Raw genomic sequence first — 20,841 nt, 5'->3', positions numbered from 1 at the left:
CTTTAATAGAGGCGTCTTTTTTTTGTTTGTAAGCAGTTTATCGGTCAAAGTCGTAAATATATCGGTCAATTTGGATGTTTTATCGGTCCAAGCCGCAAATATATCGGTCCATCTAAGAAATTTATATTTTTTCAAGGTTTCTTAAGAATTTTTTAATAATTCCTGTTTATGATGGAGGCAGGTGAAAGTCATAAATAGGAGGGAAGAAGATGGAGAACTATAATGGTGAAGGACAAGTCAGGGTGAAAGATAAACCGAAAAAAGTAAAGTCACATGTGTTTACTGGCCTTGTTTCTGGAGTGGTCGCTTCTTTAGTAACCTCTTCTGTATTTGTATTCGGGGGTGAGTTTGGGGATACCGAGAAAGAAGCCGTGAATGAAACCTCTCAAACCGCAGCCGTAGAGCAAACAGTCACTCCACAAAAGTTGTCGACGAGTACAGATTCCAATCAGAGGGCTGATATGGTTGAAACAGCTTCAAAATCGATTGTAGGTGTCGTCAACTTTCAAGAAACACAAAGTCGGTATCCCCTCCAGCAGCAAAGTACGGAAAATGAAACGGTGGAAAGTGGCACGGGATCAGGGGTCATTTATAAAAAAGACAATGGCAAAGCCTATATCATCACGAATAACCATGTAATCGAAGGAGCTAAGGAAGTGGAAATATCGTTATATGACGGGAAAAAGGCAACAGCAGAGGTGGTCGGTGCTGATGCCTTAACGGACTTAGCGGTGTTGACGATTGATGATTCAATTGCTCCAGAAGCCGTCAGTATTGGTGATTCTGATAGCATTCGACCAGGTGAGGAGGTATTGGCCATCGGGAATCCGCTCGGACTTGATTTTTCGCGCTCAGTAACACAAGGAATCATTAGTGCAACGGGAAGGGCGATTTCGGTTGATACTTCGGACGGCGAATGGGAGCTGGATGTGTTACAAACGGATGCGGCCATCAACCCTGGAAATAGCGGGGGGGCCTTAATCAATACGGCTGGTGAAGTGATTGGCATCAATAGCTTGAAAATATCGGAAAGTGGAGTGGAGGGCTTAGGCTTTGCGATTCCAAGTAACGAGGTCATCCCGATAGTAAAAGAGCTAATCGAAAAGGGAAAAATTACGCGACCCTATTTAGGTGTCAGTCTTACCAATACAGAGGAACTCCCACAATATTATCTACAGAAAATGCCTGAGCCTGCAAAAGCCGGGGTAATGGTCAATAGTGTAGAACCAGGTTCGGCGGCTGCGGATGCAGGTCTCCAGCAACAGGATGTCATCGTGGCGATTGATGGCGCCAAGATTGGCACGGCTGCTGAATTGAGAAAACAACTGTACAAAGATAAGAAAATAGGTGACAAGGTAATATTCAAGATCTATCGAGGGGCAAAAGAAAAGACGTTGACGATAACCTTGAAAGGTTCTTAATAGGAAAAGACTTCGGATTGAAAACTGTCCGAAGTCTTTTCTTTTAGAGTAGAATTTTTAGTATAGCTAATAATATAACCATGAGGGAACATATCTATATTCCCTTCCAATAAAGAGAAATGATTTGTCAAGGAAAACAACGTGTTTATAATGTAAAATAGTAGAAATATTGACAAAAATGTGAAAATTGTTAAAATAGAAAGAAAAGGAGCTGACAGGATGGAAGCTAATCAGAAGATCATGGATGCATTGAAATGGGTATCAGGCACAGGATGTACAATCGGAATTATATTGTTTTTAATTAGTTTTTCTGTAAGCGGTTACAACGGAGGGTATGTGCTGTCAACAATAGGGATAACCATAGCGTTAAGTGCAGCGAGTATTTTCTTGGTTGGTATATTATTTGTCTTGGCAGAAGAAATGACGGCGAACACCAAAAAAGGGGAAAGAATTATACCGGAAACAACGAAGCTTATAAAATTCAAGTCCAAAACAAAAAGAAGAAAGGTGTCAATTTGACACCTTTCTTCTTTTTTATTAGGAGAGTAGAGCGTTTCTTCAATAGAAGAAACGCTTATTTACTTTAAAAAAACCGTATGCAGGTAATGATAAAAAAGTATGATTTTTTAGTTTCCACAATGGCTAAGGGAAAAACACTTACAATAATTTATATCAGTATAAAATAAGTAAGTGAAGAAAAAGGATGTTTATACCAGATTAGACATATTATCCTACTCATATTGTGAAATATTTAACATTAGAGGTGATTTTGAGGCATATTTCCCCATGATGTATAATGTTACAATTGTTTATTTCACTATATTAATATAAAATAAAATAGACATAGGTAGGGACAATCCTGTACTTTGGGAAGCTGTCTCGTTTTTCATTATAAGGATTTATTATAGGGCATAAGAAAAAAATAATACAATATAACTGCTCATTTACCACATATTTACGGTTTTTAAATGAACTTTTTATGACATTCTTCATTTCATATTGTCTTTTTTTCCACTTGGAACTAAGATATGAGAATGAGAGGTTTAAAGATTGGTAAATGTTTTCTCCGAATAATTACCAATGTCAAATATATTATACTAAGAGAGGGGTAGCACGATGAAAATAAAGTGGGCTTTTTTAACCATCCTTTTTACTGTTGCCACAGTGTTAACAGGCTGCGAACCATTAATGGTCTTAGATCCAAAAGGGCCTCAAGCTGAAACGCAAGCTAAGGACATAATGTTATCTATTGGATTAATGTCGATTATCGTTCTAGTCGTTTTTGGAATTTTAATCTATATGTTAGTCAAGTACAGAGCTTCTAAACAAAGTAAGGATTACGAACCGCCTCATATTGAAGGAAGTAAACTTGTAGAGACAATTTGTGTTGGTGTTCCAATTTTAATTGTAGGTTTCCTTTCTATTGTTTCTACTCAAAGTAACTATAAAGTAGAGGCAACACCTGAAGGATATGAAGATAAAGAGCCTTTGGTTGTTTACGCTTCAACATCTAACTGGAAATGGCATTTTAGTTATCCAGAAGAAAATATTGAAACGGTTAACTATTTATACATTCCAACAGACCGTCCGCTTGAATTCAAACTTTACTCTTATGGACCAATCACAAGTTTCTGGATTCCACAACTTGGTGGTCAAAAATACGCAATGAGCGACATGGTTAACACTCTGCACCTAGCAGCTGACGAACCAGGTGAATACATGGGTAGAAACGCAAACTTTAGTGGTAAAGGATTCGCTGAGAACACGTTCAACGTTACAGCAATGCCTGAAGCCGAGTTTGATGAATGGGTAGATGAAGTGCATCAAACTGCTAAACCTCTTACAGAAGATAAATTCGATGAGTTATTAGAACCAGGTCATCTTGGTACATCCACTTACACTGGAACTCATCTAGAATTCAGTCCTGCTCCTGAGGGTGAAAATGGTGGACATGATCATGGATCAGACGAAGGTTCACACGAAGGACATGATTCACACGAAGAGCACGAAGAACACGAAGAACACGAAGAACACGAAGAACATAGCAATCATTAAGATGTGGGGTTAGTTATACAACTAACCTTACAGGGTAAACAATAAATTTCCAAAAGGAGTCACGATAGTATGGAATTCTTTGATCGATTTGCCGTACCTCATCCAAGTCTTGCGATTTACGCATCGATGGTTGCCATTGGTCTTACTACGCTTGCCATAATTGCTGGTTTGACCTATTTCAAAAAATGGGGTTATCTTTGGCGTGAATGGTTAACAACGGTTGACCATAAACGTATCGGTATCATGTATATAATTGCTGCTTTAGCCATGCTTTTCCGCGGTGGCGCAGATGCTATCATGATGCGTGCACAACTTGCCGTACCAGATAACACTCTTTTAGATGCACAGCATTATAATGAAATTTTCACGACACATGGTGTCGTAATGATTATATTCATGGCAATGCCATTTATCATGGCGTTCATGAACATCGTTGTTCCGCTTCAAATCGGTGCACGTGACGTAGCATTCCCACGTCTAAATGCATTAAGTTTCTGGTTATTCTTTATGGGTGCGATGTTAATAAACATTTCATTCGTAGTCGGTGGTTCTCCTGATGCAGGTTGGACTTCTTATTTCCCACTGGCAGGTAATGACTTCAGTGAGTCGGTAGGCTCGAATTATTACATGTTCGCTCTTCAGATTTCAGGTCTTGGTACATTGATGACGGGTATTAACTTCATCACTACAATCCTGAAAATGAGAGCACCTGGTATTACATTGATGAAAATGCCAATGTTTACTTGGTCAGCTTTAATCACTAACTTAATCATTGTTTTCGCTTTCCCTGTATTAACAGTGTTGCTTATCATGGGAACAATGGATAGATTATTCGGAACCCACTTCTTTACAACAACTGGTGGCGGTATGGATATGCTTTGGGCCAACTTCTTCTGGGTTTGGGGACATCCTGAGGTTTATATCTTAATCTTGCCGGCATTCGGTATTTATAGTGAGGTTATCTCAACCTTTGCCAAACGTAACCTATATGGTTATAAATCAATGGTAGCTTCAATGGTTCTTATCTCGCTTCTTTCATTCTTAGTATGGGTGCATCACTTCTTTACTATGGGTCAAGGAGCACTTACAAACAGTATCTTCTCTATCACAACGATGGCGATTGCTGTTCCAACCGGAGTTAAGATATTCAACTGGTTGTTCACGCTTTGGAAAGGTAAGATTACATTTACCACTCCAATGATTTATTCAGTACTATTCTTACCGATCTTTACTATCGGTGGTGTTACTGGGGTAATGCTTGGTATGTCAGCAGCCGATTACCAGTACCATAATACAATGTTCTTGGTAGCCCATTTCCATATGGTTATTATTCCTGGTGTTGTATTCGCGATGCTAGCTGGTCTGCATTTCTACTGGCCAAAAATGTTCGGTTTCATGTTAAATGAAAAGCTTGGTAAGATTTCAGCTTGGATCATTACAATGAGTACATTAGTTGCCTTTATGCCAATGTTCTTCAGTGGATTAGATGGTCAAGCACGTCGTATGTACACATATTCTGAATCAACTGGATTCGGGTTGATGAATATGATTTCCTTCATTGGAGCAGCTGGACTTGCTGTAGGTTTTGTAGTAATCGTCTATAACGTGTACTACAGTGTACGTTACTCTCCAAGAAACATCGGTTCAGATCCATGGGATGCTCGTTCTCTTGAATGGTCTACTCATAACCCTGCACCGGAATATAACTTTGCCGTATTACCACAGGTTAATTCAATTGAACCTGTTTGGGATGCTAAGAAAAAGGGACATGACTTATTCCCAGGCAAGTATGAAAAAATTCATATGCCTAATAATAGCGGAATGCCGATCATCATGAGTGCGATTTTCTTTGTTTGGGGCTTCTCATTCATATTTGCACTTTGGATTCCTGCTATCGTTGCTACAATCGCGATCTTTGTTTGTATGGCGCTTCGGTCATTCGAGGAAGATCATGGTCACTACATTTCAGTTGAAGAAATTGAAGAGACAGAATCAAAATTGCGAGGTGCTAAATAATGAAAATTGATAACTCGCTGCCACTTGAATATAGTACTGAAGAGAATAGTCTGAAGATATTTGGTTTCTGGATTTTCCTTGGTGCTGAAATTATGCTTTTCGCTACACTTTTTGCTGGATATTTCGTATTACAGGGCCGTACTGCTGGAGGCCCTGGAGTGGAGATTTTTGAAATCACTCCAGTTCTAGCTGAAACAATCTTACTTTTAACAAGTAGTTTTGTTATCGGTCTTGGTATTCACGCCATGCGTCTTGGCAGACAGAAAGCGATGATAACTTTCTTTGCTATCACGCTTCTGCTAGGCCTAGGATTCTTATGCGTAGAAGTTTACGAGTTTATCCACTATGTTCATATTGGGGCAGGATTACAAACTAGTGCTTTCACAGCCATGCTGATGACAACATTAGGAACTCATGGAGCTCACGTAACCGCTGGTCTATTCTGGGGAACGTTCATTATCCTTCAGGTTAAAAAGCGCGGATTGACTCCAGCGACAGCTAATAAATCGTTTATCTTCTCTCTTTACTGGCATTTCTTGGATGTAGTTTGGATCTTTATCTTTAGCTTCATCTATCTGAAAGGAATGATCTCATAATGTCTGAATTGTTCCCACGAAAACAAGTAATGGGTTTTGTATTCTCAATGATTCTTACTGCAGTGGCTCTTGCCGTTTACTTCTTTGATATGTCATTCCCAGTTGGTATGACGGTACTTCTTGTTACTGCATTTATACAAGCAGGTCTTCAACTTGTTGTATTCATGCATGCTGGTGAAACGAAAGATGGAAAAGCAATTTACGTAAACGTTTATTACGGTATGTTCATTGCATTATTCACGGTCTTCGGTACTTTACTAGCTATGACTTGGGGTTACTTGTAAGAGAATCTATCAAAAGAGGGCGTCCTTCAAAAGGCGCTCTTTTTTGTTGGAGGAAATTTCATATGGTAGGGTAAGGGGATCCATTCGATTGGATTTTGGAAGTTGCATAAAAAAAGGCAATAAAAAAAGCAGGTATCTAAGGCGATGCCTGCTTTTTTATTCCTTCCATTGTTTCTCGACTTGATGAAGTGCCATTTGGAAAATTTCCTGCTCATTAGCACCTGGTTTTGCAAGAACATTCGTTTGATATGACTTTCCATTGTAATCCACTTTCACAGTAACTTTAACCATTTTCCATCTTCCTTTCTTTATCATGGTACCTTCGAAGTACACACTTACTATATACCCATTCTTACCGGGCAATCAAACATTTAGCCTATGCTGCTCTCTAAAATATTTAATATTCATAATTATCTGATAAATCAAACGAGATGTCAACACTTTTTGGGGTCAGACCCTATTTCCCAGAATTCATTCAAGTGAAATAAGCTTAGTACGACAGGGGTCATGGCTGTTGGTTAAGGGGTCAGACCCCATTTCCCAAGGTGGCTCGGGAATGGGGTTTGATTTTAGATTTTGGTTAGGATGATTCCAATCAGGGCTGCGAAGACGCCGGCGATTTGGTAGGTTTTTAGTTTTTCTTTGAATAGGTAGCAACCAGCGAATACGACGATCAGGCAGTTGAGGCTGACGACTGGAAAGATGATGCTTGCTATGCCGGTATTCAGGGCGAAGAAATAGCAGCCGTATCCGATTACGCTCAAGAGGCCTACACAGGAACCAATCTTGATTTCTTTAGATTTAATTTTCTCATGTTTAATGCCCATCGCGACCATGAGGTAAACCGTTCCTCCTCCGTACATGGATACCAGAATATCAAGGGAGCTCAGGTGAAGGCGTGTCGTTGTCGTCATCAGGATGCCGAGTACGCCAAAGGAGAAGATGGCAAATAAGGTATGCATCATCCAAGGGACATACTGATGATTCCCTTTGGCATTTGGCGTGTACTGGATGATCAAGGTGGCGAGCAACATACAGATGACGCCGCTCCATTGCAACTGAGAAATGTGCTCATGAAAAATGAGCGCTGCACAGAGAATCGGGAAAATGGTATTCGCCGCGATTAAAGGGGAAGTCAGGCTTGCCGGGCCTTTTTCAAAGGCACTTGCCATTTGGATATTCCCATTAGCATTGAGGACCCCGATTGCCGCACCTAGCAGGATGGAGACCCAATTCAGGTTCAGCCCATCGACGAGCACACCATACATAATGGATAGAATGAAAGCAACAAAATAAAAGAAGAACTGGATATGTATTTTGGAATGGCCTTTTGTTCCACTCCATTTGAAAATGCTGTTATTGATGCCGAAACAAAAACTGGTGATGAGGGCTGCAAAAATCCACATGGCTGTAATCTCTTCCTTCATTTAGGATAAACTCTTTATATATTCTAGCTTAAGATAAGAAAGTTTCAAAGTTTGATATTGACAGAATTGAGTTTATCTACTATATTTACACATGATAAAATCAAATGAATTCCCGATAAACGGGAGAGGTTCATAGCATCACCCTCTTAAAAAAACTATGGCTTGATATTTTGCGAATCAACCATATCTTTAAGGAGATATGGTTTTTATTTGTGTAGAGGCCCCATTATGAACCTCCCTGGATACGTGGAAGAGGAGGACGTTTATATGTCTGGAAGAAAAGAAGAAGAATTAAAGGATATCACCCTACTAGGAAACCAGGGTACACAATATTCCTTTGATTATGCACCGGAAATTTTGGAGTCCTTTGATAATAAGCATCCGAACAGGGATTACTTCGTCAAGTTCAATTGCCCGGAGTTTACGAGTTTATGTCCGATTACGGGGCAGCCTGATTTTGCGACCATCTATATCAGCTACATTCCGAGTGTGAAAATGGTCGAAAGCAAGTCGTTGAAATTGTATTTGTTCTCTTTCCGCAATCATGGAGATTTTCACGAAGACTGCATGAATATCATCATGAATGATTTAATCGAATTGATGGATCCGAAGTATATTGAGGTCTGGGGCAAGTTCACTCCACGGGGTGGCATTTCCATTGATCCTTATACGAACTATGGAAAACCAGGGACGAAGTTTGAAGAAATGGCGAGTTACCGGTTGATGAACCATGACTTGTATCCAGAAACTGTGGATAATCGGTAAGTGAAATGTGGGCTTTAATGATTTAGCTTCTCGATTTTTCGGGAAGCTTTTTTATGTGTAGAACTTAAATTGGGCGGATAGGATAAGGCAATTTAACCATCATGAAAATTTCATTCGAATTGTCTTTATCAAAAATACATATGTCCTCATATAATGGAATTAATCCTTGATTGTTTCGTAAAAAAGCGTAATAATAGGGAGAGTTGATTTTGACAGAATATTTCTAAAAATAGGGGTTGTCGGGATGAAAGTAGCAAAGTTTGGCGGGAGCTCACTCGCGTCGGGAGAACAATTGAAGAAGGTATTCGAAATTGTGGTTTCAGATCCAGAGAGAAAAGTCATCGTTGTTTCAGCACCAGGGAAACGCAATTCTGATGATATAAAGGTGACGGATTTACTGATTGCCGCTGCGGAACGCCAGTTGCATGGGGATGATGGTGGGCTTTTAATAGAAGATGTCGTTTCTCGATATGCGAGTATTGCTGAGGAGTTAGACATTCCAGGAGAGGTCATTGCGGAGATACGTGACAATTTATATAGCCTGCTGCATGCAGACCAGAGTAAACCGAAGCGTTATTTGGATGCCTTGAAGGCGAGCGGAGAAGATAATAATGCGAAGCTGGTTTCAGCCTATTTTCGGAGTCGTGGGGTAGAGGCTCAGTATATGGACCCGATGAAAGCCGGCTTGATTGTGACGGATGAGGGCGGATATACACAGGTGCTTCCTGAATCATATGAGCGTTTATATGCACTTCGTGAGGAGCCGGGTATCGTGGTATTCCCCGGATTCTTCGGATATACAATGGATGGGGATGTTTTAACCTTTTCAAGGAGCGGATCAGATATTACGGGTTCGATTCTTGCAAATGGCGTCAAGGCAGACTTATATGAGAACTTTACGGACGTGGATGCCGTGTACGCAGTGAATCCACATGTGGTGTCCAATCCGAAGGGAATACGTGAATTGACGTATCGGGAAATGCGAGAACTGTCTTATGCCGGTTTTTCGGTCTTTCACGATGAAGCGTTAATCCCTGCATTCCGTGCTGGTATTCCAGTACATATACAGAACACGAACAATCCGAGTGCACAGGGGACAAGGATTGTGAGTACCCGTGATAATATGAATGGGCCCGTCATAGGGATTGCGAGTGACAAAGGGTTTTGCAGTATTTACATTAATAAATACTTGATGAACCGTGAAGTTGGATTCGGTCGTAAATTGCTTCATATTCTTGAAGATTACGGTGTATCTTATGAACATGCCCCATCTGGCATTGATGATGTCACGATCATCCTCCGTCAAGATCAAATGAGTGAAGAGGCCGAGGCGAAAATTGTTTCGCGCATTAAGCAGGAGCTTCATGCCGATCAAGTCATTGTTGAACATAATCTGGCCTTGATCATGGTCGTCGGTGAAGGCATGCGTCATAATGTGGGAACAACGGCAAGGGCATCGAAAGCGTTGGCCGATGCTAAGGTCAACATTGAAATGATTAACCAAGGTTCTTCCGAAGTGAGCATGATGTTCGGTGTGAAGGGTCATAGCGAAGAGACGGCCATCCAGGCGCTATATCATGAGTTTTTTTAAGAATAAGAGAATATGAGACCCTCCAAAACAGGGGGGTTTTTCGTTTGCGGAAAAATAAGCTCTTTATTTTCTACCATAATTTAGGCATGATGGTAGAAGAGAGAAGGAAAGAGGGCGGACGGTATGGGGTGGTTAGTCAATCTACGGATTGTCATGTTCTTGATGATCAGTTTTATGTATTACTGGAGGATTCCGGATTCCAATCCATATGTAAAAGGCCTGCTCATCTTGATCGCTATTGGTTTTATCCTGAATCATTATTTGCTTTTTTATAAGGATTCAATTCAACATGATCTCCGAATCGTCTATTTCGATGGCATCCTCAGTTTTGTATATGGATTTTTGTTCCCCCAGACTACCCTTTATATGATTCTAGTCGGTGTCGTTGCGATTACTGTGTTTATCCTCGTCTCGGAGTCTAAGAAACATAGAATATTTGGCTTGTTTTTTGTATTCCTATGGGGGTTGGTTATGGTTTCGACCTATTTACAAACAGGTACGCTGGATATCATGGATAACCTCATGAGTTTCTCATTTGTCGCCTTTACGTCTGTAGTCGGCAATTTGATTCGGAAACTCACTGAGGCCAGTGATGTGGTGAATGAGCAATACTTACAATTGAATGAGGCGCATGAAGAGCTGTCTGTGGCCCATAAACGGTTGCAGGAATATTCCCTTCAGACAGAGGAAACGGCAAAAATCAGAGAGAGAAACCGGATTGCAAGGGAGATACATGATACGGTGGGACATAAGATGACGGCCTTATTCGTGCAGATGGAGCTAGCTTATGAACTGATCGACCATGACTTGGAAAAGGCGAAGGGTACAATGAATATTTGCAAGGATTTGGCCCAGGGTGCCTTGGAGGAGGTTCGCTATTCCGTTCAGGCATTGAATGAAGACGAGACGGCTTTCCTGACAAGTGTGAATAGGTTGCTGAATGAATTTCACCAATCGACAGGCCTGAAATCGACTGTAGAACTTTCGGGGGATTCCAGCCATATTCCCCATACCCTTCAGCCAACACTCATCCGTGTGATTCAGGAGAGTCTAACCAATGCAAAACGTCATGGAAATGCAACGGTTAGTTCAATCAGGCTGGTCTGCATTCCGGAAATGGTGAGGGTTGAGATCCAGGATAACGGCAAGGGTGCAAGCCTTATCATTCCAGGGTTCGGGTTGAAGACGATGCAAGACCGGATTAATGAAATGGGTGGGGTGTTGTCATATGGAAGCAAGGAAGCCCAAGGGTTCCATATGACCGCAGAGTTCCCGTTAAACGAGAAAAAATGGGCGATAGGAGGAACGTGATGATAAGGGTAATGGTGGTTGATGATCAGCCGCTCATCCGTGACGGTTTGGCGGCTTTGTTGAATTTGCGTCCAGAACTGGAAGTGGTTGGCGTGGCAAGTAACGGCATGGAGGCTTATGAACGGTCAGTGGAAATGAAACCGGATATTGTGTTGATGGATATCCGGATGCCACAGACGAATGGTGTGGCAGGGACAAAGTTGATTACATCAAAACTTCCCCATACAAAGGTGCTGATGCTTACAACGTTTCAAGATAGTGCCCTCATTTTCTCAGCATTGGAGGAAGGGGCGAGCGGGTATTTGCTGAAGGACATGTCAGCGGACATGATTGCAAATGCCATCAGGACCGTTCAATCAGGTGGGGTGGTGCTGCCCCCGGAAATCACCATACACATGCTTCGAGAGTTAAGGAGCGAAAAAGAAAGGAAAGCGAGTGAATCGCCTGCTGTCCTTGGTGATTTAACAAACAGGGAATATGATGTCCTTCGGGATCTTGGCCATGGAAAAAGTAACAAGGAAATCGCAGCCACTTTGTGCATCACGGAGGGCACCGTGAAAAACCATGTTTCCAATATCATTTCCAAACTTGAATTACGTGACCGCACCCAGGCTGCCGTTTTTGCCGTACGATATGGGGTCACTACGTTTACAGAGTGAAACTTCCATATCATCCAAGATAGATGACTTTCGGCATAGACGAAGGTCATTTTTTTTGTGGAATTCTTCCTTGAGGCAGATGGTTTTTTTTTACTTTGGTCATAGAATTAGGGGGAAGCGTCATACGAGGGGGAATGTATCGTGTTAAAGGTGAAAGAGGTCAGGAAATCATACGGGAAGCATGTGGCCGTACAGGATGTTTCCTTTTCGGTGGATAAAGGGGAATCCTTCGGTTTGTTGGGACCAAATGGAGCAGGTAAGTCAACGACGATTGCCATGATTTGCGGGTTGTTGCCTTATGACTCGGGAGACATCCTTATCGATGGTCTTTCGGTGAAAAAACAGCCAAGGGACGTTAAAAAGAAAATTGGAATCGTTCCACAGGAAATTGCCCTGTACCCGACGATGAGCGCACAGGATAATTTACTGTTCTGGGGAAGGATGCAGGGACTGACGAGGGCACAAGGGAAACAAAGGGCAGGGGTTGTGCTTGAAATCATCGGGTTGTTGGATAGGGCCAAAGATAAAGTCGAAACCTTCTCGGGCGGGATGAAAAGGAGGCTGAATATCGGAGCCGCTTTAATGCATGAGCCTGAGCTACTGATCATGGATGAGCCAACGGTCGGAATCGATCCGCAATCGCGCAACCATATTCTAGAAACGGTGAAGCGGTTGAATAGGGAAGGGATGACGGTGATTTATACCAGTCACTATATGGAGGAAGTCGAGCACCTTTGCGACCGGATCGCCATCGTCGATGAAGGGAAAATCATTGCGCTCGGCAAGAAAGAAGCCTTATGTGACACGTTGGCGGAGGGAATATTCATCAAACTACAGGTCGATTCCCTCAATGGTATGTGGCTTAAGGAATTGGAAGGGTTGGAGAATGTGGATAGAGTCGTGATTAATGAAGAAACACACACACTAGAAGTCATGGTGACCAATCACCCGAATATCGTCTCTGATATTATAGCTTCTGCTGTGAAGTCCACTGTTAAAGTGCTGTCCTTTGAAAGGAAGGAACCGAATTTAGAGAGTCTTTTCCTACAATTGACGGGGAAATCGCTACGGGATTAGGAGGGGTGGAGAATGAAGAGCTTTCTGATTGCATGGAAGGATTTTAAGATACGGGCCATGGACAGGCGAGGTTTCATGACCATGCTGATTATGCCCTTAATCTTGACGTTGATTTTAGGAATGGCTTTGAAGGATATCTTTGGTGGAGATGAAGGGTTTCAGGAAACATCGGTCGGGCTGTACGTGGATAAAAAAGATCCGATGGCCGATGCATTGAAGCAAGATGTCTTAGAAAAGACGGAGTTCCTTACACTTAAAACGGTAGACAGTGAAGAGAAGCTTAAAGAAATGGTGAAAAAGGAGGAAGTTGAAGTTGGAATCCTTATCCCGGCTGAATGGGGTGCAAACCTTGATGAGGCCGTTCTTTACTCGAATCAAGATACTCAATTAAAAGCGACGGTCGTCGAGTCGATCATCTCTTCTTTTACCGAGCGGGTACAGACGATTTCAAAGACATCTGAGGCTGTCATGAAAAATGCGACGCAGACACAAGCAGTCGCTACGGGCGAAGGCGCTGGCAAGGAAACTGCAGAGCGAGTATCCATGGAGTTGACGGAAAGTGGAAAGGTGGACATGGAAGTCGGGAATCAATCGGTCGGCGAAACATCCATTTCGTCGATGCAGTATTATGCGGCCGCGATGCTGGTCATGTTTTTGCTTTTTAATGTGACTCTGGGAGCCAAATCCATGATCCAGGAACGTCATACAGACACGCTGGCAAGATTGAACAGTGCCCCGATGAATCAATATTCAATCCTTATCGGGAAGTTCTTGGGCACTCTCTATTTCGCATTCATTCAATTATTGCTCTTTTACGTAGCCACTTCTCTCTTCTTCAACGTCAATTGGGGAGAAAGTCAAGGGCAGGTGGTGGCGTTCGGTTTCATGTATTCCGTCGCCGTCGCGGGTCTGTCCATGTTATTGGCCGCCTTCATCAGGAAAGAGAAGACAGCCGACTTGATCAGCGGGATCGGCATCCAACTGTTTGCAATCGTCGGGGGTTCGATGCTACCAATCTATGCGTTTCCTGAGCGGCTTAAAACAATTGCAGCACTAACGCCGAATAATTGGGCACTGACCGGTTTCTTGGACATCATGTCCGGCGTGGGCTGGAGTGGACTGTTGTTGCCGTTTTCGGTTTTGGGGCTAATAGGGCTTGTATCCATGCTGATTGGTGCTTGGCGCTTAAGGGGGAGATATGCTTGAGAAAAATCTGGAACATCTGCCGCTTTGAAATCCAGCGGGTCTTTAAGGAACGGCAGAGCTATCTTATCATGTTTGCTATGCCTCTTATTTTTACACTTTTATTCGGTACCTTAATGGGATCGGATGATCGAGATCCGCTAGCGGTTACATTCGTGGATGAAGATAAGTCCTTGTTATCGAAATCGCTATTTGAAGAATTGCATGAGAAGAATGCCCTGTTCACCTTGGAAAAGGGTTCTAACCAGGATACCCTCACGGATCTTGATAATAAAAAGATTGTCGGAGTCATTCATGTCGGTAAGGGATTCGAAACCAAAATGTTGGAAGGGGGCATGCCCAATGTCCGGTTTGAACATATTCCCGAGTTCACCACGCCCCAAACGATCACCGGGTATCTTTCAAATAAGCTTTCGAAACTGAATATCGAAATGGCCGGTTCCCTCGTTTGGAGTGAACAGAGCGGCGAAGACTGGAAAAAGCTATATGGAAAGCTGAGAAAGGAATCGGCTACGGAAGAATCAGGTCTGAAACAGGTTACCCTCGGTGGAGGCCAGGTTAATGAGCAGGGAGGTTTTTCGAGCAGCGCTTCCGGGTTTTCCATCATGTTTTTGATGATTACGATGATGAGTGTCACGGGTACGATTTTAGAGGCGAGAAGTAACGGCGTATGGTACCGTTTACTGTCCACCCCGGCATCACGTTTTGAAATAGCTTTCGGTTACCTACTTTCCTTCTTCATGATTGGCTGGATTCAATTTGGAATCTTGATGCTGGCGACTTCTATCTTTTTTGATGTTAGCTGGGGAAATCCCATCTATTTGGTGCTTCTCGTTTCTGCCATGTTGTTCGCGATTGTAGGCCTGGGCCTGATGATTTCGGGCTTTGTAAAAACGGTCGAGCAACAGTCTGCAATCGGAAACCTCGTCGTCATTTCCACCTGCATGATTGCCGGTGTGTATTGGCCACTGGAAATCGAGCCCGCCTTTATGCAGAAGATGGCGGAGTTCCTGCCTCAGAGGTGGGCCATGAAGGGGTTGACGGATATTGCGGGCAATGGGTCCCTCCCTATTGAATCAATCGCTATCTTACTGTTATTCGGACTCGTGTTTTTATTACTGGGCATACGGAGGATCCGATTTGAATAAGAAAGACGCGCTGGTAGCTCAGCGCGTCTTTTACTTAATTCAATACCCATTTGTCTTTCAAGAATAATAGTCTTGATACAGTGAAAAAGATGGCAATGGAGACGATAAGGCTACCTGCTGTCAGTACGATATTCTGGTAGTCGATGACGCCGTAAAGCAGTTCCTTAAAAAGGGCGAATATATTGAAGAATGGAATCAAGAAATGCTTGGTCGTCAATTCGTGCAGGCCAGTGCCTCCTAGGAATAGGACAGGCAGGACACCGAGCATCGTAATCGGCGATAGGTAGTTCTGCGACTCTTTCACGGTTTTGGATAGGATGCTGGCTGACATTTGCAGGGCCCCTACGAATAGAGAAAATAAGATGGTGATCAATAGGGCGGTAGGAAGAATCAACCATAGGTCACTACCGAAATGAAAGCCCTTTTTCAATTCCTCCGTTAAAAACATGAGTTCCAAGGTGACGACAAGGATCGAGACGATTCCTGCCAGTGCCCCGATGGAGGAAATCGTCAGCCATTTGGCTAGCAGGATCTTTCCCCGGCTAACGGGTGTCATAAGTAAAGCTTCCATCGTTTTCCGGTCTTTTTCCCCGGCAAATAAGTCAGAGGCAAGCGGATAGGCACCCGTACTGATTGCCATCGTGATGATCATGGGAAGAAAGAGCGATAGTATGCTCAAGGAGGCACCATTATCGCTATCTATCCCGGCCTCTTTGAAGTCGACCTTTAGCGGACTGATCATGTTAGTATCCACATTGATCGATTGCAAGCGCTCCTGGATGATTTGTTTTTCAAAGAGAGTTAAGGCTGACTCGACCTGTGAAAGGACGAAGGAGCCATCTTGGCTATAGGAGTCACCTGAAAGGCTGAATGTGACTTGTTCCCCCTTTTTGATTTGCTCCATGAACTTATCACTAACCTGTAGGGCAGCAGCGGCTTTTCCGTCTTGGACAGCGTCTGTCGGATTCTTGAACGATTGGACATCAATTTGAGGGAAGTCCTTCAGTAGTGATTTGGCGTCCATCGTGAATGATGGATCTACAGCAAGGGTATGGGTTTCCTCTTCATCCGTTGCCATCATACTCTCATAAAATAACGTCAGTCCCGTCAACAAAAGGATGGGAAGAAATACACTTAATAATAGCGTCCGGCGGTCCCGTAAAGCTTCCTTCAACTCTTTTATATACATATTAAGAAACATGAGACTGATTCCCCCTTACAAGTTTGGACATGAATATATAATTCAGATCACGGCTATTCTCTTCCTTATATAGAGATTCTAACTGGCCTTCATACACCATTTCCCCTTTGTGCATCATGGCTACAGAGTCGCATAGCAGGGTCACTTCCTCCATGATATGGCTTGAGAATATGATGGTTTTGCCTTGATTCTTTAGCCGAAGAACAAGCTGGCGGAATACATTCGATGAAGTGATATCGAGTCCTGTCGTCGGCTCGTCAAACAGGATGATTTCTGGGTCATGGATGAGCGTCCGCGATATGGCCACTTTTTGGCGCATGCCTTTCGAGAATCCACCGACTTTACGATCGAGATAATCCTTCATCCCGAACATGACGGCCAGCTCTTCTATCCTCACCTTAGTTTCGTGCTTGCTCAAACCGTACAGAGTGGCGAAATAGGCGAGATTTTCACGTGTGGTTAAGCGGTCGTACAGGCCGGTTTCCCCACCGAACAGGACACCGATCTTTTTCTTGATTTCATTGGGATGATCCAATGTATCGAATCCGGCCACTTTGATAGACCCTTCTGTCGGTGTCAGGAGTGTGGCAATCGAACGTAACAGCGTGGTCTTTCCGGCCCCATTTTCCCCAAGTAATCCGACAATCTGGCCTTTTCCGATGGTAAGGGAAACATGTTTAAGGGCGGTGATGAACGTTTTTTTATCTTGGAACGTTTTTGTAACTTCATGAATTTCAATCATTTACTAACCTCCTACATTTCTTTTGGTTGACTCAATCATACAAATAAAGGATAGGGGAATCTGTAGTTATGTCGTGAAAGTGCCGTTTTATGTCGTGAAAGTATCGATTTTCCATATTTTGATGGTAAAATAAAGGTAATTTCAGAGAAGGAGAGTTGTAGATGAAGGTAGGCCTTGTGGATGACCGGAAGATTGATTTGGATAAGTTGAATGGAATCGTGGCCCAAATGCCTGGCATCGAATTGGTTTTTTCCACGGATTCCGCTGAATATGCGTATGAGCAGATCAAACAGGAAACGATAGATTTGCTGATTGCGGATATCGAAATGCCTAATTTATCCGGATATGAAATGGCTGACATCATCCATTCCCATGCATTGAACATAGCGGTCATCTTCGTGACAGGTACGAGTGGGTACGCCGTCCATGCCTTCGAACTCAATGTGCATGACTACATCATGAAGCCCTATTCGAGGGACAGGCTCATCAAATCGATCGAACGGTTCCAGGAAAAGTCAAGAACCGCTGAAGTGGCGGGAAGGCTGTTTATAAAACAGAAAAATGATATTCATATTTTGCAGAAGAAGGACATTATTTTCATTGAACGTTCAGGGCGTTCAACGACCATACATACTAAAAACGGTCCTATCAAAACCTATCAAACATTGAATGAATTGGAGGGAGAACTGCGGGAAAGGGACTTTATCCGTTCACACCGTTCTTTCATCATTAATATTCATTTTGTGAAGAACTTTTCACTGTACGCCAAAAACTCGTATGTCGTCAGCTTTGACGGGATCCAGGAACAGGCGATGATCACGAAGGAAAGGGTGGACTTCCTGCAAGTCCAATACTTTTAAGGTGTGAAAACTATGCATGCATTCATTATAGCCATATTGGGGGTATGGCATCTCTACGAACTAATTAGACTATTACCTTGGCAGATTTCTCCTTCGATAGTCATCCTTCTGATTTGTCTGATTGGCATGGGACTTTACCTCAAGTTCCGCCCCTTATATAAAAAAGCTTCCCTAGGAATCTATATGGAAGGAACTCTATGGGGCATGCAGCTTGTCGTCATTCTTCTCTATTTTTCCATGCCACCCTCCCTTTCGTACTTAGGTTTAGCTGCGACTTTTATAGGAATCGAAACGGTCCGCCTCCATATGTCTGGAATGGGGGATCGTATAGAAAGAGAGCAAAAAGGAATGGAAAAGGAGCGACTGCAGGTCAATGAAACGTTCCGGGTGGTCCGCAGTCAGCGCCATGATTTCCTGAAACATGTATCAGCGCTGCAGTTTATGATGGAGCAGGACGAGATGGCTGCAGCGAAAGAATATATGAATGAGTTGGTGGATGGCTTTGAAGAAACGAATCTATCCATTAAAGGAGAAAAAGGGGTCGTCGCCGGGATCCTGCATCAAATGTTCCGTAAGGCCAAGGAAGAACGGGTCCAGATGACCTATCACTTCGATGTGCCGCTCTCGTCCCTCCCTTTTTATGACCAGGACCTTGTCGCCTTGATTGGGAATGTGCTTGCCAATGCAGTGGAAGCGGCAAAAGGATGGCAGGAAGAAAAAGGGGATAATGCTCAAGTCACGCTTCAGTTTTACAAACGAAGTGGGGTCTACATTCTGACTTGCACCAATCATTGTCTGGCGATTCCTCACCCTATCTTGGATACAATGTTTGAGAAACATGGCCAAACGACGAAGGGTGGGGAACATGAAGGAATGGGAACGAAAATCATCTCAGATATCGTAAAGAAACATCAAGGCCATTTGGATTTCACATATAAGAATGAGGAATTTATATTGAAAATCAAGGTCCCGGCCATCGTGTAAGAGGTTATATGTAAGAAAAGGGAGGAGGATGGTCATCCATATTCAAGGATTGAATCACTTATTATTTTCCGTTTCGGATTTAGAGAAGTCCATTGAATTCTATCAGGCCGTTTTTGGGGCGAAATTGTTAGTGAAAGGGAACCAAACGGCATACTTCGACCTGAATGGGATATGGCTGGCTCTTAATCTGGAAAAGGATATTCCGAGAAACGAAATAAAAGAATCGTATACGCATGTCGCATTTTCCATTACCGAAAAGGATTTTGATGGCATCCAGGACCGGCTTGAGCGTTTACAGGTGAATACTCTTAGCGGCAGAGAGAGAAATAAGCGTGATAATAAATCCATCTATTTTACTGACTTGGATGGCCATAAGTTCGAATTCCATACGGGAACGCTAAAGGAAAGACTAGATTATTATAAACAGGAAAAGCCCCATATGAGGTTTTTCCAATAGACCGATATAATGCAGGGATTGACCGATAAATGGGACGACTTGACTGATAAAAAGTCCAGTTTGACCGATAAAGGACTTAATTTGACCGATAAAAGACAAAAACGGGTTGAAAAAGGAGCCTCCAATAAGCTTGGAGGCTCCTCCCGATTCAATCCATTATGGTGAGCAGTTCATCTATTGGTGTACGCGGACGGGGCGTAGGAATCATGTCCGGGTATCCGACGTGCAGGCTTCCTACGATTTTCTCCCCGGGTTTTACGCCTAAGGCTTCGCGGAATTCTTGGCTGTGGATCATGCCGTACGTTTCCCAAATCATGCCGATTCCTTGTTCCCAGGCAAGTAAACTGAAATTCTGGATCAAGGCGCTCGTGGCTGCATAATCCTCTTCGCGGGTCATGAGATTCGGATTTTCCTCCATGATAACCGCAACGAACATCGGAACGCCGTTCAGTTTATTGTACCCACGCTGACCGGCTTCTTTCTTCTTTGACGGATCCTTTTCTTTACCTGCCATAAAGGCCCGTGTCGCTTCTGCTAGCTTCACGCGGCTGTCTCCGTGAACAACGACGAATCGCCACGGTTGGGTCATTTTATGATTGGGTGCCCACGTGGAAGTTTCCAAAAGTGATTGAATGGTTTCGAGGGGAACGGGTTGGTCCTTGAATCGTTTGATGCTCCGCCGTTCTTTTATGATTTGTTCTAGTTTCATATTTGTATTTCTCCTTATTCTTAATGATCTATGTATAGGAATTGTTTTTTTGAAAAAAAAAGGACCCCGGATGCCTAATATGCTTTAAATTGAATAAACTGACTTGAATAAAGAGGGGGCAATATTCTAGTGACTTGCATTCGCAACTAAGCATATAATTTTTACTAGGCACAGAGAGACCGGGGCGACATTGTATCTATGTACAATATCAAATGGGTACGATAAGAAATTATCGTAGTACTTAACAAATTTCAGAGATCGATAATGAAATTGAAAATCATTATCAATTAGAATTTTCTCTTATTTCCTGTTTTTTGTCAAGAGGATCTCGGAAA

The 20,841-nt window shown here is 42.9% G+C and carries 21 protein-coding genes; 16 read left to right on the top strand and 5 right to left on the bottom strand.

Annotation, left to right across the window (positions count from 1 at the left end):
- The first annotated feature begins 209 nt into the window (after window positions 1–209).
- The 6 genes from ACIQXR_RS10705 (at window position 210) to qoxD (ending at window position 6,372) form a co-directional block, all read left to right on the top strand.
- Entirely contained in the window at window positions 210–1,421 is a 1,212-nt protein-coding gene (locus ACIQXR_RS10705; RefSeq protein ID WP_403079987.1) for a S1C family serine protease, read from the top strand.
- 219 nt (window positions 1,422–1,640) lie between these two features.
- On the top strand, window positions 1,641–1,940 hold the full coding sequence (locus tag ACIQXR_RS10700; protein WP_402872035.1) for a hypothetical protein: 300 nt from the start codon (window positions 1,641–1,643) through the stop codon (window positions 1,938–1,940).
- Window positions 1,941–2,537: 597 nt separating this feature from the next.
- A complete protein-coding gene (qoxA, locus tag ACIQXR_RS10695; protein WP_403079985.1) occupies window positions 2,538–3,476 on the top strand; it encodes a cytochrome aa3 quinol oxidase subunit II in 939 nt (312 codons plus the stop codon).
- 69 nt (window positions 3,477–3,545) lie between these two features.
- Entirely contained in the window at window positions 3,546–5,492 is a 1,947-nt protein-coding gene (gene qoxB / locus ACIQXR_RS10690) for a cytochrome aa3 quinol oxidase subunit I (RefSeq protein WP_402872029.1), read from the top strand.
- Window positions 5,492–6,088 (top strand): cytochrome aa3 quinol oxidase subunit III, encoded by a 597-nt coding sequence (gene qoxC, locus ACIQXR_RS10685; protein WP_402989229.1) that lies wholly within the window; start codon window positions 5,492–5,494, stop codon window positions 6,086–6,088. The genes qoxB and qoxC overlap by 1 nt, the downstream gene beginning before the upstream one ends.
- On the top strand, window positions 6,088–6,372 hold the full coding sequence (qoxD, locus tag ACIQXR_RS10680; protein WP_402989226.1) for a cytochrome aa3 quinol oxidase subunit IV: 285 nt from the start codon (window positions 6,088–6,090) through the stop codon (window positions 6,370–6,372). Before qoxC ends, qoxD begins: the two co-directional genes overlap by 1 nt.
- A 156-nt stretch (window positions 6,373–6,528) precedes the next feature.
- Here qoxD and ACIQXR_RS10675 read toward each other — a convergent pair whose 3' ends face one another.
- On the bottom strand, window positions 6,529–6,663 hold the full coding sequence (locus ACIQXR_RS10675; protein WP_402872021.1) for a BA3454 family stress response protein: 135 nt from the start codon (window positions 6,661–6,663) through the stop codon (window positions 6,529–6,531).
- Between the two features lie 278 nt (window positions 6,664–6,941).
- Window positions 6,942–7,799 carry an EamA family transporter gene (locus tag ACIQXR_RS10670; protein ID WP_402872020.1) on the bottom strand — a complete coding sequence of 286 codons (858 nt, stop codon included), beginning with the start codon at window positions 7,797–7,799 and terminating at the stop codon, window positions 6,942–6,944.
- A 267-nt stretch (window positions 7,800–8,066) separates the two neighbouring features.
- Between ACIQXR_RS10670 and queF the strand changes: the two genes are divergently transcribed.
- From queF to ACIQXR_RS10635, 7 genes are all read left to right on the top strand, one after another.
- Window positions 8,067–8,564: a preQ(1) synthase gene (gene queF / locus ACIQXR_RS10665; RefSeq protein ID WP_402872017.1), complete on the top strand. Its 498-nt coding sequence runs from the start codon at window positions 8,067–8,069 to the stop codon at window positions 8,562–8,564.
- A gap of 244 nt (window positions 8,565–8,808) precedes the next feature.
- Complete coding sequence (locus ACIQXR_RS10660; protein ID WP_402872014.1) at window positions 8,809–10,155, top strand: aspartate kinase; 1,347 nt, start codon at window positions 8,809–8,811, stop codon at window positions 10,153–10,155.
- Between the two features lie 123 nt (window positions 10,156–10,278).
- Complete coding sequence (locus ACIQXR_RS10655; protein WP_403079982.1) at window positions 10,279–11,466, top strand: histidine kinase; 1,188 nt, start codon at window positions 10,279–10,281, stop codon at window positions 11,464–11,466.
- The gene (locus tag ACIQXR_RS10650; RefSeq protein WP_402872008.1) at window positions 11,466–12,125 is read left to right on the top strand and encodes a response regulator; all 660 of its coding nucleotides are present in this window, start codon (window positions 11,466–11,468) and stop codon (window positions 12,123–12,125) included. Before ACIQXR_RS10655 ends, ACIQXR_RS10650 begins: the two co-directional genes overlap by 1 nt.
- Window positions 12,126–12,266: 141 nt before the next feature.
- On the top strand, window positions 12,267–13,202 hold the full coding sequence (locus ACIQXR_RS10645) for an ABC transporter ATP-binding protein (protein ID WP_402958505.1): 936 nt from the start codon (window positions 12,267–12,269) through the stop codon (window positions 13,200–13,202).
- Window positions 13,203–13,214: 12 nt separating this feature from the next.
- Window positions 13,215–14,408 (top strand): ABC transporter permease, encoded by a 1,194-nt coding sequence (locus ACIQXR_RS10640; RefSeq protein WP_403079978.1) that lies wholly within the window; start codon window positions 13,215–13,217, stop codon window positions 14,406–14,408.
- Window positions 14,405–15,553, top strand: coding sequence for an ABC transporter permease (locus ACIQXR_RS10635; protein WP_403079975.1), 1,149 nt, complete (start codon window positions 14,405–14,407; stop codon window positions 15,551–15,553). The genes ACIQXR_RS10640 and ACIQXR_RS10635 overlap by 4 nt, the downstream gene beginning before the upstream one ends.
- 34 nt (window positions 15,554–15,587) lie before the next feature.
- Here the strand turns inward: ACIQXR_RS10635 and ACIQXR_RS10630 are convergent, their stop codons facing one another.
- Both ACIQXR_RS10630 and ACIQXR_RS10625 read right to left on the bottom strand, forming a co-directional pair.
- Window positions 15,588–16,754, bottom strand: coding sequence for an ABC transporter permease (locus tag ACIQXR_RS10630; protein ID WP_403079973.1), 1,167 nt, complete (start codon window positions 16,752–16,754; stop codon window positions 15,588–15,590).
- Window positions 16,744–17,496 carry an ATP-binding cassette domain-containing protein gene (locus ACIQXR_RS10625; protein ID WP_402871994.1) on the bottom strand — a complete coding sequence of 251 codons (753 nt, stop codon included), beginning with the start codon at window positions 17,494–17,496 and terminating at the stop codon, window positions 16,744–16,746. Before ACIQXR_RS10625 ends, ACIQXR_RS10630 begins: the two co-directional genes overlap by 11 nt.
- Window positions 17,497–17,657: 161 nt before the next feature.
- Between ACIQXR_RS10625 and ACIQXR_RS10620 the strand changes: the two genes are divergently transcribed.
- The 3 genes from ACIQXR_RS10620 to fosB are packed head-to-tail and all read left to right on the top strand — an operon-like array spanning window position 17,658 to window position 19,797.
- Window positions 17,658–18,356, top strand: coding sequence for a LytR/AlgR family response regulator transcription factor (locus tag ACIQXR_RS10620; protein ID WP_403079971.1), 699 nt, complete (start codon window positions 17,658–17,660; stop codon window positions 18,354–18,356).
- Window positions 18,357–18,368: 12 nt separating this feature from the next.
- Window positions 18,369–19,340, top strand: coding sequence for a sensor histidine kinase (locus ACIQXR_RS10615; protein ID WP_403079969.1), 972 nt, complete (start codon window positions 18,369–18,371; stop codon window positions 19,338–19,340).
- A 28-nt stretch (window positions 19,341–19,368) separates the two neighbouring features.
- Window positions 19,369–19,797, top strand: coding sequence for a metallothiol transferase FosB (gene fosB, locus ACIQXR_RS10610; protein WP_403079966.1), 429 nt, complete (start codon window positions 19,369–19,371; stop codon window positions 19,795–19,797).
- 148 nt (window positions 19,798–19,945) lie between these two features.
- Here fosB and ACIQXR_RS10605 read toward each other — a convergent pair whose 3' ends face one another.
- Window positions 19,946–20,506, bottom strand: a complete 561-nt coding sequence (locus ACIQXR_RS10605; protein ID WP_402958494.1) for a nitroreductase family protein — start codon at window positions 20,504–20,506, stop codon at window positions 19,946–19,948.
- Window positions 20,507–20,841 lie beyond the last annotated feature (335 nt).

Source organism: Peribacillus sp. NPDC097224 (genome assembly GCF_044761985.1).
Lineage (GTDB): Bacteria > Bacillota > Bacilli > Bacillales > DSM-1321 > Peribacillus.
This window is presented reverse-complemented; position numbering and strand designations above follow the sequence as displayed.

Bases quoted from the DNA above. Each gene is read 5' to 3' on its own strand.
- ACIQXR_RS10705 (WP_403079987.1), top strand. From the start codon at position 210: ATGGAGAACTATAATGGTGAAGGACAAGTCAGGGTGAAAGATAAACCG.
- ACIQXR_RS10700 (WP_402872035.1), top strand. From the start codon at position 1,641: ATGGAAGCTAATCAGAAGATCATGGATGCATTGAAATGGGTATCAGGC.
- qoxA (WP_403079985.1), top strand. From the start codon at position 2,538: ATGAAAATAAAGTGGGCTTTTTTAACCATCCTTTTTACTGTTGCCACA.
- qoxB (WP_402872029.1), top strand. From the start codon at position 3,546: ATGGAATTCTTTGATCGATTTGCCGTACCTCATCCAAGTCTTGCGATT.
- qoxC (WP_402989229.1), top strand. From the start codon at position 5,492: ATGAAAATTGATAACTCGCTGCCACTTGAATATAGTACTGAAGAGAAT.
- qoxD (WP_402989226.1), top strand. From the start codon at position 6,088: ATGTCTGAATTGTTCCCACGAAAACAAGTAATGGGTTTTGTATTCTCA.
- ACIQXR_RS10675 (WP_402872021.1), bottom strand. From the start codon at position 6,663: ATGGTTAAAGTTACTGTGAAAGTGGATTACAATGGAAAGTCATATCAA.
- ACIQXR_RS10670 (WP_402872020.1), bottom strand. From the start codon at position 7,799: ATGAAGGAAGAGATTACAGCCATGTGGATTTTTGCAGCCCTCATCACC.
- queF (WP_402872017.1), top strand. From the start codon at position 8,067: ATGTCTGGAAGAAAAGAAGAAGAATTAAAGGATATCACCCTACTAGGA.
- ACIQXR_RS10660 (WP_402872014.1), top strand. From the start codon at position 8,809: ATGAAAGTAGCAAAGTTTGGCGGGAGCTCACTCGCGTCGGGAGAACAA.
- ACIQXR_RS10655 (WP_403079982.1), top strand. From the start codon at position 10,279: ATGGGGTGGTTAGTCAATCTACGGATTGTCATGTTCTTGATGATCAGT.
- ACIQXR_RS10650 (WP_402872008.1), top strand. From the start codon at position 11,466: ATGATAAGGGTAATGGTGGTTGATGATCAGCCGCTCATCCGTGACGGT.
- ACIQXR_RS10640 (WP_403079978.1), top strand. From the start codon at position 13,215: ATGAAGAGCTTTCTGATTGCATGGAAGGATTTTAAGATACGGGCCATG.
- ACIQXR_RS10630 (WP_403079973.1), bottom strand. From the start codon at position 16,754: ATGTTTCTTAATATGTATATAAAAGAGTTGAAGGAAGCTTTACGGGAC.
- ACIQXR_RS10625 (WP_402871994.1), bottom strand. From the start codon at position 17,496: ATGATTGAAATTCATGAAGTTACAAAAACGTTCCAAGATAAAAAAACG.
- ACIQXR_RS10620 (WP_403079971.1), top strand. From the start codon at position 17,658: ATGAAGGTAGGCCTTGTGGATGACCGGAAGATTGATTTGGATAAGTTG.
- ACIQXR_RS10615 (WP_403079969.1), top strand. From the start codon at position 18,369: ATGCATGCATTCATTATAGCCATATTGGGGGTATGGCATCTCTACGAA.
- fosB (WP_403079966.1), top strand. From the start codon at position 19,369: ATGGTCATCCATATTCAAGGATTGAATCACTTATTATTTTCCGTTTCG.
- ACIQXR_RS10605 (WP_402958494.1), bottom strand. From the start codon at position 20,506: ATGAAACTAGAACAAATCATAAAAGAACGGCGGAGCATCAAACGATTC.